The 14,706-nt window shown below is 61.7% G+C and carries 12 protein-coding genes; 1 reads left to right on the top strand and 11 read right to left on the bottom strand.

Going from position 1 to position 14,706, the window contains the following annotated elements:
• Nucleotides 1–52: 52 nt before the first annotated feature.
• From MnOB_RS13580 to MnOB_RS13545, 8 genes are read right to left on the bottom strand one after another with little or no spacing between them, the layout of a single operon-like run.
• Nucleotides 53–1,732 carry an AAA family ATPase gene (locus MnOB_RS13580; RefSeq protein ID WP_077524755.1) on the bottom strand — a complete coding sequence of 560 codons (1,680 nt, stop codon included), beginning with the start codon at nucleotides 1,730–1,732 and terminating at the stop codon, nucleotides 53–55.
• Between the two features lie 9 nt (nucleotides 1,733–1,741).
• Entirely contained in the window at nucleotides 1,742–2,845 is a 1,104-nt protein-coding gene (gene aroB / locus MnOB_RS13575; protein WP_077524754.1) for a 3-dehydroquinate synthase, read from the bottom strand.
• Nucleotides 2,846–2,896: 51 nt separating this feature from the next.
• Entirely contained in the window at nucleotides 2,897–3,415 is a 519-nt protein-coding gene (gene aroK, locus MnOB_RS13570) for a shikimate kinase AroK (protein WP_077524753.1), read from the bottom strand.
• A 5-nt stretch (nucleotides 3,416–3,420) separates the two neighbouring features.
• A complete protein-coding gene (locus MnOB_RS13565; RefSeq protein WP_077524752.1) occupies nucleotides 3,421–5,523 on the bottom strand; it encodes a type IV pilus secretin PilQ in 2,103 nt (700 codons plus the stop codon).
• Between the two features lie 57 nt (nucleotides 5,524–5,580).
• Complete coding sequence (pilP, locus tag MnOB_RS13560; RefSeq protein WP_077524751.1) at nucleotides 5,581–6,114, bottom strand: type 4a pilus biogenesis lipoprotein PilP; 534 nt, start codon at nucleotides 6,112–6,114, stop codon at nucleotides 5,581–5,583.
• Entirely contained in the window at nucleotides 6,111–6,734 is a 624-nt protein-coding gene (gene pilO / locus MnOB_RS13555) for a type 4a pilus biogenesis protein PilO (RefSeq protein ID WP_077524750.1), read from the bottom strand. The genes pilP and pilO overlap by 4 nt, the downstream gene beginning before the upstream one ends.
• A complete protein-coding gene (gene pilN / locus MnOB_RS13550; protein ID WP_077524749.1) occupies nucleotides 6,731–7,339 on the bottom strand; it encodes a type 4a pilus biogenesis protein PilN in 609 nt (202 codons plus the stop codon). Before pilN ends, pilO begins: the two co-directional genes overlap by 4 nt.
• Nucleotides 7,339–8,403: a pilus assembly protein PilM gene (locus tag MnOB_RS13545; protein WP_077524748.1), complete on the bottom strand. Its 1,065-nt coding sequence runs from the start codon at nucleotides 8,401–8,403 to the stop codon at nucleotides 7,339–7,341. The genes pilN and MnOB_RS13545 overlap by 1 nt, the downstream gene beginning before the upstream one ends.
• A gap of 181 nt (nucleotides 8,404–8,584) precedes the next feature.
• On the opposite strand from MnOB_RS13545, the gene MnOB_RS13540 reads away from it, so the two are divergent.
• Nucleotides 8,585–11,023, top strand: a complete 2,439-nt coding sequence (locus tag MnOB_RS13540; protein WP_077524747.1) for a penicillin-binding protein 1A — start codon at nucleotides 8,585–8,587, stop codon at nucleotides 11,021–11,023.
• Nucleotides 11,024–11,075: 52 nt separating this feature from the next.
• Here MnOB_RS13540 and MnOB_RS13535 read toward each other — a convergent pair whose 3' ends face one another.
• The 3 genes from MnOB_RS13535 to MnOB_RS13525 form a co-directional block, all read right to left on the bottom strand.
• Complete coding sequence (locus tag MnOB_RS13535; RefSeq protein ID WP_077524746.1) at nucleotides 11,076–12,344, bottom strand: malic enzyme-like NAD(P)-binding protein; 1,269 nt, start codon at nucleotides 12,342–12,344, stop codon at nucleotides 11,076–11,078.
• Nucleotides 12,345–12,443: 99 nt separating this feature from the next.
• Nucleotides 12,444–13,898: a M48 family metalloprotease gene (locus MnOB_RS13530; RefSeq protein ID WP_077524745.1), complete on the bottom strand. Its 1,455-nt coding sequence runs from the start codon at nucleotides 13,896–13,898 to the stop codon at nucleotides 12,444–12,446.
• Entirely contained in the window at nucleotides 13,895–14,695 is an 801-nt protein-coding gene (locus MnOB_RS13525; RefSeq protein WP_077524744.1) for a thermonuclease family protein, read from the bottom strand. The genes MnOB_RS13530 and MnOB_RS13525 overlap by 4 nt, the downstream gene beginning before the upstream one ends.
• Between the last annotated feature and the right edge of the window lie 11 nt (nucleotides 14,696–14,706).

Raw genomic sequence — 14,706 nt, 5'->3', positions numbered from 1 at the left:
GTCGTGCTAGCGACCACCCAGTCAAAAGGCGGGGGATCAGGCTCGCAGAATACTAGCGAGCCATTTCCTGCTGGATGCTGGCGAAAGTCTTCGGCCAGGGTTTGCCCGCCTGAACCTTGGCCGGCAAAGACTTGACCGCGGCCTGCGCTGCGGTGCGACTGGGGAAGCTGCCGTAGGTCACGACATAGAGCGCCTTACCCTGGTGCTGCTTCTTGAAGTAGCGGTACTGGCCACCGTTCTGCTGAACGAAGGCTTTGGCGCTGCCCTCGGAACTGGTGCCGAGCACCTGCAGGGCGAAGTGGCTTCCCGTCTGACCGCTGTACCAGCCATTACCCGATGCTCCACCGGTCGACGCGGCTGCTGCCGGCGCAGGTTTCTCAGTCGGCTTGGCGACCTGGGCAGGCGCGGCAGCGGGCTTGGCTGTGGCGACTGGCTTGGTAGCGGAGGTCGGCGCAGCGGCCGGAGCCGCAGCCGGTACGGCCGGCTTGGGGGCTGCAACCGGCGCGGCGGGCACAGCCGCGATGGGCTGGACCGGCTGGGGCAACGGCTGCGCTGACGCGATCGGCTCTACCGGCGCTGCTGGCACCGGACTGGCAATCGCGCCCTGAGGCGGTGCGATGGTAGTAACGGTAGGCGGCACGTTGGCAGCCCCTTCAGGCGCCGGGCCATCCTCCTGCTCCCCCTGACCAGCGGCCTGGGCCAGCGGCTCACGAATCACCGGCTGGGCCTCACCCACCAACGGCAACGGCAGCGGTTGCGAGGAACCCGCGAACTCGACGGCCGGCGAACCGGAATCCGTTTCGCTGGCTGGCTGGCCTGCAGGCGCTTGCCCCTGGGACAACTGGGCGGCAGTTGCCGGCGCGGTCTCGGCGCCACTTTCGTTACGGCCCTGCATCATCCAGGCAGCAATCACACCGACCCCGACTACGGCGAGGGCCAGCAGGTGCTTCTTCGGCAGACTGAAGCCACCCGCGGATTTCCGCGAGGCACCGCGCTCCGCAAGCATGGCCTCGATCATGAGATCGTGTGCTACCTGGTTGATCGAACCGGGCCAGCCTCCGGACTGCAGGTGGATGTCTTCCACCTGCTCATCGCTGAGCAATTCGATGCCACGCCCCGCACCCTCAAGGCGCTGGGCGAGGTACTCGCGGGTTTCTTCCGGGCTGTAGGGCTGCAGCTCAATGATATGGAAGCGCTCCTCGCCCTCGGCCAGCGCATCCAGGCGCGCCAGCAGGGAATCCTCACCAAACAGGAATACATGGGTGCGCGCTTCGACACTGCCCTCGGCCAAGGCCAGCAGATTGTCGAGGGAAGCGTCGTCCAGCTCCTCGGCGTCATCCACCAGGAGGTAAACCTCCTGGCCAGTCAAGGCAAGCTGGCCGACCTGGGCGAGAATGGAACGCACATCAGCCTGTGCAACATTCAGCCCTTGGGCGATCTGACGCAGCATTCCACCCGCCTCGACCGAACTGCGAGCCGAAACCACCAGGCTCTGGACCGCCTGCTTGTTGGTGCTCGCCACCAGGGCCTGACGCAGCAGCGTCTTGCCGCTGCCATGCGGGCCGCTCACCACCAGCATCAGCTGGCTGTAGCGAGCCAGGTGGTGCAGTTGACCCAGCACCGGCTTGCGCTGGGCCGGAAAGAACTTAAAGCCAGGCACCCGCGCCGCGAATGGGTCATGGGTGAACTGGTAGTGACCGAGGTAGGCCTCGTCGGCGTGCAGGCTGCTCATAGGAATCCTTTACTCTCCAAGCTTGTCGGCCAGGGCGCGATAGTCAGCGGCCAAGGTGGCCTCGAGCACGTCACGCGAATAATCGGCAGTCACGACGGCATCGCCAATCCGGCGCAGCAGCACCAGGCGCAATTGGCCATCGAGTACCTTCTTGTCTACGGCCATGTGCTGGAGGAAATGTTCCGGCGTCATGTCCATTGGCGGTACGACCGGCAAGCCGGCACTACGCAGCAAGCGAATCGCCGCGTCGCGCTCGTCGGTGGAAATCCAGCCCAAGCGGCAGGACATCTCCAGGGCCATGACGGTACCCGCCGATACCGCCTCGCCGTGCAGCCAGGAGCCATAACCCATGTGGGTCTCGATGGCGTGGCCGAAGGTGTGGCCTAGGTTGAGGATCGCACGCAGCCCGGACTCACGCTCATCGACGCCGACTACCCGCGCCTTGGCGGCGCAGGAGCGTTCGATAGCATCTGTCAGTGCGCCCGCATCGAGACCGCGCAGGGCAGTCATCTTTTCCTCCAGCCAAGGCAGGAAAGGTTCGTCGCAGATCAGGCCGTACTTGATCACCTCCGCCAGACCAGCGGACAACTCGCGCTCCGGCAAGGTGCGCAGGCTGTCGGTATCGATAATCACCGCCTTGGGCTGGTAGAAGGCACCCACCATGTTCTTGCCCAGCGGGTGGTTGATCCCGGTTTTGCCGCCAACCGAGGAATCCACCTGAGACAACAGCGTCGTAGGCACCTGGATGAAGTCCACACCACGCTGGTAGCACGCAGCGGCAAAGCCGGCCATATCGCCGATGACCCCGCCGCCCAGGGCGATCACGGTGGTGCGTCGATCATGACGAGCGCCCAGCAGGGCGTCGAAGATCAACTGCAAGGTTTCCCAGTTCTTGTGCGCCTCGCCGTCGGGCAATACCACCGGCAGCACCGAGTAGCCCTGCAAGGTCTGGGTCAGCGTTTCGAGATAAAGGGGTGCCACGGTCTCGTTGGTGACGATGGCCACCTGACGACCGGCGATGTGCGGCGTGAAAAGCTCCGGGCGCGACAGCAACCCGAAACCGATATGGATGGGATAGCTACGCTCGCCAAGATCGACTTGAAGTGTCCGCATGGGGCCCCCGTTATAAAAAGGGCTAAAGGATAGCGCAGTTCCGCCCGCGCTTTAACGGGGCGGAAGTGCCTGGAGGCGCGCCAGTATTTCTTGAACCACCATGCGCGGTGGCCGTTCATCGGTTTCGATGATGATGTCGGCGATCTCCCGATAGAGCGGATCGCGAATGGCCATCAGGTCGCGCAGGACCTTGCCTGGATCAGCCGAACGCAACAGGGGCCGATTACGGTCACGCGAGGTGCGTTCAATCTGCTGCTCCACCGAGGTGTGCAAATAGACGACCCGCCCCCCGCCACGCAGAGCCTGGCGATTGGCCGGACGCAGAACCGCGCCACCACCGGTCGCCAGGACCACGCCGTCATGGCCGCAAAGTTCCTCGATCATCGATTGTTCGCGATCGCGGAAACCCTGCTCGCCCTCGACGTCGAATATCCATGGGATATCCGCTCCAGTGCGCTGTTCGATTTCCTTATCGGAGTCCTTGAAGGGAAGTCGCAGTTCTTTAGCAAGCAAACGCCCGATGGTGCTTTTTCCTGCCCCCATCGGGCCAATCAGAATCAAATTTCGCACCGATATCAGCGACTCACCGCAATGGCCTGGTTGTTCATGATGCGGGGAGTGAGGAATACCAGGAGCTCGGATTTCTTGTCCTGAACCACGTCGCGACGGAACATGCGGCCGAGGAAGGGCAGGTCGCCGAGGAAGGGCACCTTGTCCACCGCCTTGGTTTGGGTGTTGGAGAATACCCCACCTATCACGATGGTTTCACCATCATTGACCAGTACCTTGGCGTTTACCTCGTTCTTGTTGATCGGCGGTACACCGTTCAGGGCGTTGCCGAAGTCCGGAGCGTCCTTGGTGACCTTGACCTCCATGATGATGCGGTTGTCCGGAGTGATCTGCGGAGTCACTTCCAGAGAAAGGGCCGCTTCCTTGAAGGACGTGCTGGTGGCGCCGCTGGAACTGGCTTCCTGATAGGGCACTTCCTGACCCTTGAGGATCTTCGCGGTTTCCTTGTCGGAGGTGACCACCTTGGGCTGCGACACGATTTCACCGTTACCGGTCTTCTCCATCGCAGACAGTTCGAGGTCGAGGATGGTGTTGTCGGTAATGAAGCCGATGCCGATGCTCGAGGTTGCGCCAGTGGCACCCAGGTCGACGAAAGGCGCGTTGGCCAGGTTCACGTTGCCAGCCTGGTTGGCAGCTGGACGACCGAGACCACCGCCACCGACGACGAAGTTGTTGTCGCCGATGCTCGCACCGCGCCAGTTGACGCCCAGAGCCTTGTCATAGTCGACGTTGGCTTCGACGATGCGCGCCTCGATCATTACCTGACGAACCGGGATATCCAACTGGGTCACGATGCGACGCAGCTCTTCCAATTTGTCCTGGGTCTGGTAGGCGATGATGCTGTTGGTACGGTCATCCACAGTGATGGAGCCGCGCTCATCTGTACCAGCGGCGCTTGGGTCACCGCTGGTGACGGACTGGAACAGCTTGGCGATGTCTGCTGCCTTGGCGTAGTTCACCTGGATCAGCTCACGGCGCAGGGGCGCCAGTTCGGCGATCTGCTTCTGCGATTCCAGCTCTTGGCGTTCGCGGGCGGCGATCTCGTCTGCTGGCGCAACCAGCAGCACGTTACCCACTTTGCGCTTGTCCAGGCCCTTGGTCTTCAGCACCAGGTCCAGCGCCTGGTCCCAGGGCACATTCTGCAGGCGCAGGGTGATGTTGCCCTGCACGGTATCCGATGCCACAAGGTTGAGGTCGGTGAAGTCGGCAATCAGCTGGAGAACAGAACGTACGTCGATGTCCTGGAAGTTCAGCGACAGCTTCTCGCCCGAGTAGGCGAAACGCTCGGTCTTGCGCTTTTCCACGTCATCCTGGGTCAGCGGCTTGATGCTGACGGTCAGCTTGTTGTCGGTCTGATAGGCCAGGTAGTCGTAGTAACCGGTGGGTTCGATGCTGATGCTGGCATTGGCGCCGGAGCCGGAGGCGCTGACGAACTGCACCGGAGTGGCGAAATCCTTCACGTCGAGACGCACACGCAGCGGCTCGGGAATCTGGGTCTTGGAGAAGTCCAGGCGAATCTTGCCGCCCTGTTCCTGAATATCCGGACTGACGCTGGGATCGGACAGGGTGATGACCACGTTCCCCTCACCCTGCTCGCCACGCTGGAAGTCGATGTTCTCAATAGCGCGCCCAGCGCTGGCATAACTCTTGGTCGGCTGGGAGGCACTCAGGGTAGTGGCCACGGGAACTGGAGCGGACGCCACGGCGCGAGGTGCTGCGGACGAAGCCGCGGAATCACCCACCAGAACGTAGAGGTTACGGCCATCCACACGGGTGCTGTAGGGCACCAGGGTCGACAGGTTGATGATCAGGCGCGTGCGGTCCTTGGCTTCCACCACGGTCACGCTGCGGGCGTTCCCCACACCCAGCTCGCGATTCTTGGAGCCCAGCTTGTTGGTCACACCCGGCAAGTCCAGGGCGATACGCGCCGGCTGCTCGATGGTGTAGCCGCGGGGAGCCGTCACCGGCTCGTCGAATGCCAGCTTGAGTTCAACCCTGTCGCCTGGGAGAGCCGCGACATCCAGTGCCTGCAGGTTCGCAGCCAATAGCGCTGGCGACATCAGGGCGGCCAATAGCGTGATACCAAGGCGCGATAGCGAGCTTTTCATCATCTGGTTCCGTTGTGCAGACCGGTAGTTATTCTTCATCGGTGGTTAACCTCGCCCTCAAGAGCGCTCCCTGAGCGCGAGACTACGTGGACGCTCCAGCCATCCACCTTCCCCGTCCGGGACGATCTCGATCACGTCGACCTTGGCTTCGTCGATCCCGACGACACGACCATGGTTACGTCCCAGATAATCCCCAACCTTGACCCGGTGCACCCCTCCAGCACCACTGACCAAGGCAAAGGTCCCCGAGCCGTTGGACAAGGTGCCCACCATCTCGAAGGACTCGATATTGAAGCCTTCGAGGAACTGTTTGACCCGGGTTTCGTCCGGGTGAATGTCCTTCGAACCCTTCTGCTGCTTTGCCAGATCGATCTTGATCGGCGGCTGGAAGGGGCTGCGCAGGGCGGCAGCGCTGTAGGTGAACGCCTCATAGGGCTGGAATTTCGGCAAGGGCTCGATGGAGCCCTTGGGGCGGGCGCGAACTTCGTCCATGTAGGCTTGCAGATCGCCGAAGTCGTTGCCGACACCGCAGCCGGAAAGGCCGGCCAGCATCAGGGCACAGAGCGCCAGACGGGCGCGAGGACTACTCATTTCTGCAGCCCCTTGTCGTTGTAACGGTAGGTCTTGGCCAGGATCGACATACGCAGCTTGGAACCGCTTTCGCTCGACAGCGGCTTGATCTCGAAATCATGCAAAGTCACGATTCGCGGCAGGCTGGCGACGCCACTGACGAAGGTGGCCAGGTCGTGATAGCCGCCCACCACCGAAATCTGGATCGGCAGCTCGATATAGAACTGCTGCACCACTTCAGGCAGCAGCTTGATTTCTTCGAACTCGAGGCCACTGCCCAGACCGGTACGGGTAATGTCTTCCAGCAGGCCCGGCACCTCGGTATCGCTGGGCAGTTGGCGCAGCAAGGCACCGAAGGAGGTTTCCATCTCCTTCATCTGCTCCTTGTAGGCTTCCAGGTTTGCGGCCTGGAACGCCTTCGCGGCGAACTGTTCCTTCAGCGTCGCCTCTTCGGCGCGCTTCGAGTCCCACTGGAGCTCGAGGTCCTTGAGGTGGAAGTTGTAGCCCAGCACCAGCACGAGAATCAGCAGCAGGATGCAGGCAATCACCTTGACCGCAATGGGCCAGGAACCGAGGTTGTTGACGTCGAGATCGGCGAGGTCGATCTTGCGCAGGCTTTCCAGGGAGTCGGAGAAACTCATTTCGCGGCTCCTTTGTTGGCGGTGATCGCAGTTCCAGGCTTGCCGCTTTCTTCCTCAGAGCCTGGCTGGGTCTGCTGCACAGTCAGCTGGAATACGTTGGCCTGGTCTACCGCGCCGGCCGTGACCGCCTTGACTCCGGTGAGGTTTGGCGAGGTCAGCCACTCAGAAGCATCCAGGTTACGCATCAGGTTGGAGACACGGTTATTCGACTCGGCTGCACCGACGATGTCGATATTCTTGCCATTCATCTTCACGCCCGTGAAGAAGACGCCATCGGGCAGCGTCCGCACCAATTGATCGAATACACGACCGATGATCGGCCGGTTGCCCTGCAGATCCTGGATGATCTTCATCCGCTCGAGAAGCTGCTGGCGGCGGGTCTTCAGCTCGCTGATTTCCTTGATCCTGGCGTCCAGGACGGCGATTTCCTTGCGAACGAAGTCGTTGCGTGCCTGCTGGTTCTCGATAGCGTTGTTCAGGTATTGGTCACCGAGGAACACCGCGCCGGCGCCCAGCGCCAGTACGGCTCCCAGCGCTACCAGGAACCGCTGCTTGCGCTCCTCGCGTAGCTGCTCACGCCAGGGGAGTAGGTTGATGCGCGCCATCAGTCGAAACTCCTCATCGCCAAGCCGCAAGCAATCATCAGGGCAGGGGCATCGCTGGCCAGGGCGCCCGCATTGACCTTGCTACTGAGCGCCATATCGGCGAATGGGTTGGCAACCAGGGTCGGAGTACCGATCTTCTGCTGGATCAGGCGATCCAGATCAGGAATCGAAGCCGTACCGCCAGCCAGGAGGATGTAATCCACGTCGTTGTACTGACCCGCGGCGAAGAAGAATTGCAAGGAACGGGATACCTGCTGGACGACAGCATCCTTGAACGGTTGCAAAACCTCGCTGTCGTAGTCATCCGGAAGACCACCTTGCTTCTTGGCAAGACCAGCTTCCTCGACCGAAAGCCCATAGCGGCGCTGGATCTCCTCGGTCAGCTGACGCCCCCCGAAAAGCTGCTCCCGCGTATAGATGGTGCGACCGCTGTGCAGCACGCTAAGGGTGGTCATGGTCGCGCCGATGTCGACGACAGCCACGGTGAGCTCGTCGTGGGAATCACCGAGTTGGGCCGAAAGCAGTGAATAGGCACGTTCCAGCGCATAGGCTTCAACGTCGACCACCTTGGCGGCTAGCCCCGCCAGGGCGAGCGCTGCCTCCCGCACTTCGACGTTCTCCTTCCGGCAAGCAGCCAGAAGTACGTCGACCCGCTCCGGGTTGCGAGCCGAGGCGCCCTGCACTTCGAAGTCGATGGCGACTTCTTCCAGCGGATAGGGAATGTACTGGTCGGCCTCGATCTTCAGCTGGTTCTCCAGATCATCATCGGAGAGACCGGCTTCCATCTCGATAGTCTTGGTGATCACGGCCGAACCCGCCACGGCGACCGCAGCGGCCTTGACGCCGGTTCGCGCCTTGGTGACCACACGGGAAAGCGCCTGCCCGACGCCCTCAAGTTCAGCGATGTTCTTTTCGACGACCGCGTTTGGAGGGAGTGGCTCGACGGCATAGGACTCCACTTTGAAGCGGCTTCCCGAGCGACTCAATTCAAGGAGCTTGACTGAGGTCGAGCTGATGTCGATCCCCAACAGCGAATTCGCTTTCTTATTGAAGAGCCCTAGCACGACCGATTTCCTATCAGCGTCCGAGACTTACGGACGATTTATGTTTTTCCACATTAAATAGCAGTCTTGACAGAAGCGCAAATGGCTCCCCCGGAAAAAAAACGCTTATAATGTGATCGGCTTTTGCCTTTTATCATCGCCTTTCGTTTAACTCATTCTTTTGTCTGGAAATCCACAAGCCTTGATGCGCCTGCTGAAGTTCTTCTGGTGGTCTTTCGTTGCCGTTTTCTGTGGCCTGTTGCTCAGTTTCAGCGGCGCTTACCTCTATCTTAGCCCCAGCCTTCCGTCCGTCGACTCGCTACGCCGGATCCAGCTCCAGATCCCGCTGCGCGTGTATAGCAGCGATGGCAAGCTGATAGCTGAATTCGGCGAGATGCGCCGTTCTCCCGTACGTTTCGCCGACATTCCGCCCGATTTCATCCAGGCTCTGCTGGCTGCCGAGGACGACAATTTCGCGAACCATTATGGCGTCGACCTCACCAGCCTGATGCGCGCTGCCACGCAATTATTGAAGACCGGCCACATACAGACGGGCGGTAGCACCATCACCATGCAGGTGGCGAAGAACTACTTCCTCACCAGCGAAAGAAGTTTCTCTCGCAAGATCAATGAAATATTGCTGGCCCTGCAAATTGAACGGGAACTCAGCAAAGACGAAATTCTTGAACTTTATGTGAACAAGATCTACCTCGGTAACCGCGCATACGGTATCGAGGCAGCCGCACAGGTCTATTACGGCAAGTCCATTCGTGAAATCAGCCTGGCACAGATGGCCATGATCGCCGGCCTGCCCAAGGCCCCCTCCCGCTTCAACCCGCTGGTCAATCCGACCCGCAGCAAAGAGCGTCGCGACTGGATCCTCGGCCGAATGTACAAGCTGGGACGAATCGACGAAGCCCGCTATCAGCAAGCCATCAACGAGCCGATCAACGCCAGCTACCACGTTCCGACCCCTGAACTCGCCGCACCCTATATCGCCGAGATGGCCCGAGCCGAAATGGTCGGCCGCTACGGCAGCGACGCCTATACCGAAGGTTTCCGGGTCACCACCACCGTTCCCAGCGACCTTCAGCAGGCAGCCAACTCCGCCCTGCGCGAGGGCCTGATCGACTACGACCAGCGCCACGGCTACCGCGGCCCCGAAACCCGCCTGCCAGGCATGACCAAAGAGACCTGGCTGCAGGAGCTGGCCAAGCAGAAATCCCTCGGCGGCCTGGAACCGGCCATCGTCACCCAGGTAGAGAAAAGCGGCATCCTGGCCCTGACCCGCAGCGGTCAGGAAGAAGCCGTGAGCTGGGACAGCATGAAATGGGCCCGCCCCTTCCTCAACACCAACAGCCTGGGCGCTCGCCCTCAGCAGCCTGCCGATGTCACCCAGGTGGGCGACCTGGTCCGCGTACAGCGCCAGGCCGATGGAAGTCTGCGCTTCGTCCAGCTGCCGGCGGCGCAGAGCGCGCTGGTCTCGCTGGACCCGATCGACGGCGCCATTCGCGCCCTGGTGGGTGGTTTCTCCTTCGAACAGAGCAACTACAACCGCGCCGCCCAGGCCAAGCGCCAGCCGGGCTCCAGCTTCAAACCCTTCCTTTATGCCGCCGCGCTCGATAACGGCTTCACCGCCGCGAGCCTGGTGAACGACGCTCCAATCGTCTTCCAGGAAGCGGGCATGGAAGAAGCCTGGCGCCCGAAGAACGACAACAACACCTTCCTCGGCCCGATCCGCCTGCGCGAAGCCCTGTACAAGTCACGCAACCTGGTTTCGATCCGCGTCCTGCAGGCAGTCGGGATCGACTATGCGCTGAATTACGTCAGCCGCTTCGGCTTCAACAAGGATGACTTGCCGCGCAACCTGTCCCTGGCCCTCGGCACCGCCAACCTCACACCGCTGGAGATCGCTGGCGGCTGGAGCACCTTCGCCAACGGCGGTTACAAGGTTCAGCCCTACCTGATCGATCGCATCGAGAGCCGCGACGGCAAGACGCTGTTCGTTGCCAATCCGCCACGAGTTCCGGAGGGGGAAGTGCAATCCACCGAGGTGGCACAAGCCAACGCCGCGCCAGACACACTGCTCGCCTCTGCCGATGCCGCAGCACCTCAAAGCCAGGCTCCGGCCGTCGCCGAGCGCATCGTCGACCCACGCACCACCTTCATCCTGAACAGCATGCTGCAGGATGTGATCAAACGCGGCACCGGCCGCCGCGCGCTGTCCATGGGGCGTAGTGATATCGCCGGCAAGACCGGGACCACCAACGAGTCCAAGGACAGTTGGTTCTCCGGCTACAACGCTGACTACGTCACCACGGTCTGGGTCGGCTTCGACCAGCCGGAGAGCCTGGGTCGCCACGAGTATGGCGGCACCGTGGCACTGCCGATCTGGATGAACTACATGAGCGCTGCATTGAAAGACAAGCCGGCTCACGTCCAGCCCGAGCCTGCTGGCCTGCTGACCCTGCGTATCGACCCGCTCAGCGGCCGCGCCGCCAGCCCCGGCACGCCGGATGCGTTCTTCGAATTGTTCAAGAGCGAGGACACGCCGCCGCCCATGAGCGAACTCGAACCTGGCCTGGCCATTCCAGGCAGCCCGCTGCCAGCCGACGAGGCCGCTCCCATCGACCTGTTCTAAGAACAGGCCAATAAAAAGCCCCGCATTTGCGGGGCTTTTTTTGCGTCCGGACTTAGCCGTTGAACACTTCGTCCACCGATTTCAGCGGATAGTGCTTCGGATAAGGCAGGGTCGCTACGCCGGATTCGATGGCAGCCTTGGCCACGGCATCGGAAACGACGGTGATCAGGCGCTTGTCCATGGGCTTCGGAATGATGTACTCACGACCGAATTCCAGGGAGGCCACGCCGTAGGCGTCGCAGACGTCCTTCGGTACCGGCAGCTTGGCCAGATCGCGCAGGGCGTTGGCGGCGGCGATCTTCATCTCTTCGTTGATGCGGGTGGCGCGTACGTCCAGGGCACCGCGGAAGATGAAGGGGAAGCCCAGCACGTTGTTGACCTGGTTCGGGTAGTCGGACCGACCGGTAGCCATGATCACGTCGTTGCGAGTCTCGTGAGCCAGTTCCGGCTTGATTTCCGGATCCGGGTTGGAGCACGCGAAGACGATCGGGTTGGCCGCCATGCGCTTCAGGTCTTCCGGGCTCAGCAGGTTGGCGCCGGAGAGGCCGACGAACACGTCAGCGCCATCCAGGGCTTCGGACAGGGTGCGCTTGTCGGTTTCGTGGGCGAAGACGGCCTTGTACTGGTTCAGGTCGTCGCGACCGGCATGGACTACGCCCTTGCGGTCGATCATGAAGATGTTCTCGACCTTCGCGCCCATGCTCACCAGCAGCTTCATGCAGGAGATGGCGGCCGCACCGGCGCCGAGGCAGACGATTTTGGCTTCGGCCAGGCTCTTGCCGGCGATTTCCAGGGCGTTGAGCATGCCAGCGGCAGTCACGATGGCGGTGCCATGCTGGTCATCGTGGAAGACTGGGATGTCGCACTGCTCGATCAGGGTGCGCTCGATCTCGAAGCACTCGGGTGCCTTGATGTCTTCGAGGTTGATGCCACCGAAGGTGATGGAGATGCGCTTGACGGTGTCGATGAAGGCCTGAGGGCTTTCAGCGTCCACTTCAATGTCGAATACGTCGATGCCAGCGAAACGCTTGAACAGGACGCCCTTGCCTTCCATTACCGGCTTGGAGGCCAGCGGGCCGAGGTTGCCCAGACCGAGGATTGCAGTGCCATCGGAAATGACCGCTACCAGATTGCCCTTGCCGGTGTACTTGAAGGCCAGTTCGGGATCACGCGCGATCTCGCGTACCGGCTCGGCGACGCCCGGGCTGTAGGCCAGCGACAGGTCGCGGGCGGTGGCGGTCGGCTTGGTCAGCTCGACGCTGAGTTTCCCGGGGCGGGGTTGGGCATGGTATTCGAGAGCGGCCGTTTTCAGATCAGACATTTTGGCATTTCCGCTTTTGCTTGTGACAGACGTGACGGGCGAGCATACGCAAGATACATGGGGCTAACAAGACCGTTCAGTCACCCGGCGTCAACCCCTCTAACGTACGACTTTTAGCCAATCTCCGGGCTTTGGCTCGCCGATTGGATACAAATTATTAAGCAATCGGATACGATTCTCCAGATCTGCTTGAGGTCCCGGCAATTTGCTTTCCCGAGCCAGGCTGGCAACGGTCTGGCCGGCCTTCACCTGGATCAGATGAAGGCGTAGCGGCTGACCCAGGGCCAACTCCTCCTTCTTCATCGGACGGAAGCTACGAATCACCGAGAGGAACTTGTCATCTTGGCTTTCCAGGGACGCCTTGTTGCGGATCGCTCCCACGAAAAGATAAGCCTTGTCTTCCTTGTAGATCACCGCCACACGTCGCGCGGGACTACCCGCCAGCACGGCCGTGGCGCCCTGGAGGCCGGCCTGCTGCAGCGGCTCCTCCATGGACAGGCGCTGACTGCCAGCCTTCTGCCGCAGGTAGTCGGCGGGCGGCAAGCTGGGCTTGCTGCCATCCATGGTCATGGCGATGAAAGCCTGCTGGTCTGCGCTGTGGGTAATCACCGCATCCGGACGATTGACCAGGCCCCAGCCATCAGGGAAATGGAAGGTGAAGTCCAGTCCGGCGTGATAGAAATCCTGCCCACGACGCACGCCGGTTTCAGCCGAATCACCGAACGGCAGCCCCTCGAGATGCTTGAGGAAGACCTCCCGGTTCACCACCTGATTGCCGCCAGCCAGCGACTTCGCCGGGCCCACGACCTGTTTCAGCCGGGTATCGTTGTCCGGGTGGGTATCGAACAGCCCGTGATAGCCCGACGGCGGTGCCTCCTGCCCCTTGCGCTGCGCCTGGCTACGGGCAAATTCCTCCTGGTTCTTCAGAACTTTCACCACTTCGATCATGGCTTGCGGGTCATAGCCGCTGCGCGCCAGGTACTGGGCGCCGAGACCGTCAGCCTCCAGCTCCATGTCGCGACCATAGCCGCGCACGAAGGCAGTCCCCAGCACATTGGTCAGGTCACCGGCGGCGCCGACGCCAGTACCGATGGCGACCGCCTGGCCCAAAATGTTCCAGGCAGTGGACTGGCTCTGCTGCTGCACGCTGTGCCGGGCGGTAACGTGCCCCACCTCGTGCCCCAGCACTGCGGCGAGCTCCGCTTCCGAGTTCAGGTACGCCAGCAGGCCGCGATGGATATAGATGTAGCCGCCCGGAAGGGCGAAGGCATTGATATCCGGCGAATCGACCAAGGTGAAGCGGTACGGGATGCCGCTGCGATGGCTGTGAGTGGCGACGCGCTGCCCGACCTCCTGCACATAAGCCTGCAGTTTCTGGTCGGCATAGGGTGGGTTCTGCTTGACGATTTCCTGGTTGTAACGACGACCGAGATCCAGCTCCTGCTGCTCGCTCATCATCACGAAATTGGTCTTGCCGGTGGCGGGATTGACTGCACAGCCAGCCAGCAGGGAAGAAGCGAGAAGCAGCGCCATGACGAGCGCAGGGAATCTCATCGAATCACCTCGAGCATTCCATTGTGAGTAAGGGGGAGCATCCAGCGGGGAACCTTCGTATTTACGCCGCCGCCGCGTGCACGGTCAATGACCCAACCCCTCGCCTCCACTCGCCTACCCACCAGCCGTTGCAGCGCGGCCGTATTGAACTGGTGCTGGTGCTTGAGATCGATCCGCAGTACCAGCGGCCCCTCAAGCTCCAGCCAGATCCCACCCCGGTTGCGCTCCACCCGGGCGATACGCCCCTGCACCAGCGCGAATCCGCTGCGGCGCAGTTGCCAGGGCGTCTGCTGAGGTGCCTGGCGCCACAGCCCACGGCTAGCTCGACGAGCCGAACGCTCAGCCAGCGCATGGCAGTCATTCAGGGCTGCATTGGGTGCGATGACGATGCGAAACGCCAGTCCGTCAGTGAGCAGGAACTCTTCGAGATTGCGCCCGCGATTGTCATAGAGATGGGCGAGGGTTCGACCGTAGCGATCCTTCGGCTCGCGCCCCAGCCGAAGCGCTACGCGTCCGCCACTGGCTTGCACCAGCCCTGCGAGTCGTTGACGGGCGGCTACGGCGTAAGGCTCAGCCGACCGTCCCTTGCGAGCCAACTCAGGCGCATTCAGACCGATCAGACGAACGCTGCGTCCATCAACCAGACGCAGGGTGTCCCCATCGACGACATTTCGGACTTGGTAGGTAGGAAGCTTCCCGGGAACCGGGCAGGCGGCATGAAGGGAGAAACTAAGGAGCCAGAAAAAGAAAAAGGCGCCTGTCAGAGGCGCCTTTTTCGTCAGCGGGGACTTGGCCATCAGGCCTTCCC

The organism is Metapseudomonas resinovorans (assembly GCF_002003485.1).
In the GTDB taxonomy this organism is placed as follows: Bacteria; Pseudomonadota; Gammaproteobacteria; order Pseudomonadales; family Pseudomonadaceae; genus Metapseudomonas; species Metapseudomonas resinovorans_D.
Note: the sequence above shows the minus strand (reverse complement) of the source record. Positions and strands in the feature narration are given on the sequence as shown.

Excerpts from the sequence above, each read along its gene's own strand:
- pilN (WP_077524749.1), bottom strand. The coding sequence starts at position 7,339 with ATGGCGCGCATCAACCTACTCCCCTGGCGTGAGCAGCTACGCGAGGAG.
- MnOB_RS13580 (WP_077524755.1), bottom strand. The coding sequence starts at position 1,732 with ATGAGCAGCCTGCACGCCGACGAGGCCTACCTCGGTCACTACCAGTTC.
- MnOB_RS13535 (WP_077524746.1), bottom strand. The coding sequence starts at position 12,344 with ATGTCTGATCTGAAAACGGCCGCTCTCGAATACCATGCCCAACCCCGC.
- MnOB_RS13530 (WP_077524745.1), bottom strand. The coding sequence starts at position 13,898 with ATGAGATTCCCTGCGCTCGTCATGGCGCTGCTTCTCGCTTCTTCCCTG.
- aroB (WP_077524754.1), bottom strand. The coding sequence starts at position 2,845 with ATGCGGACACTTCAAGTCGATCTTGGCGAGCGTAGCTATCCCATCCAT.
- pilP (WP_077524751.1), bottom strand. The coding sequence starts at position 6,114 with ATGAGTAGTCCTCGCGCCCGTCTGGCGCTCTGTGCCCTGATGCTGGCC.
- MnOB_RS13525 (WP_077524744.1), bottom strand. The coding sequence starts at position 14,695 with ATGGCCAAGTCCCCGCTGACGAAAAAGGCGCCTCTGACAGGCGCCTTT.
- MnOB_RS13565 (WP_077524752.1), bottom strand. The coding sequence starts at position 5,523 with ATGAAAAGCTCGCTATCGCGCCTTGGTATCACGCTATTGGCCGCCCTG.
- pilO (WP_077524750.1), bottom strand. The coding sequence starts at position 6,734 with ATGAGTTTCTCCGACTCCCTGGAAAGCCTGCGCAAGATCGACCTCGCC.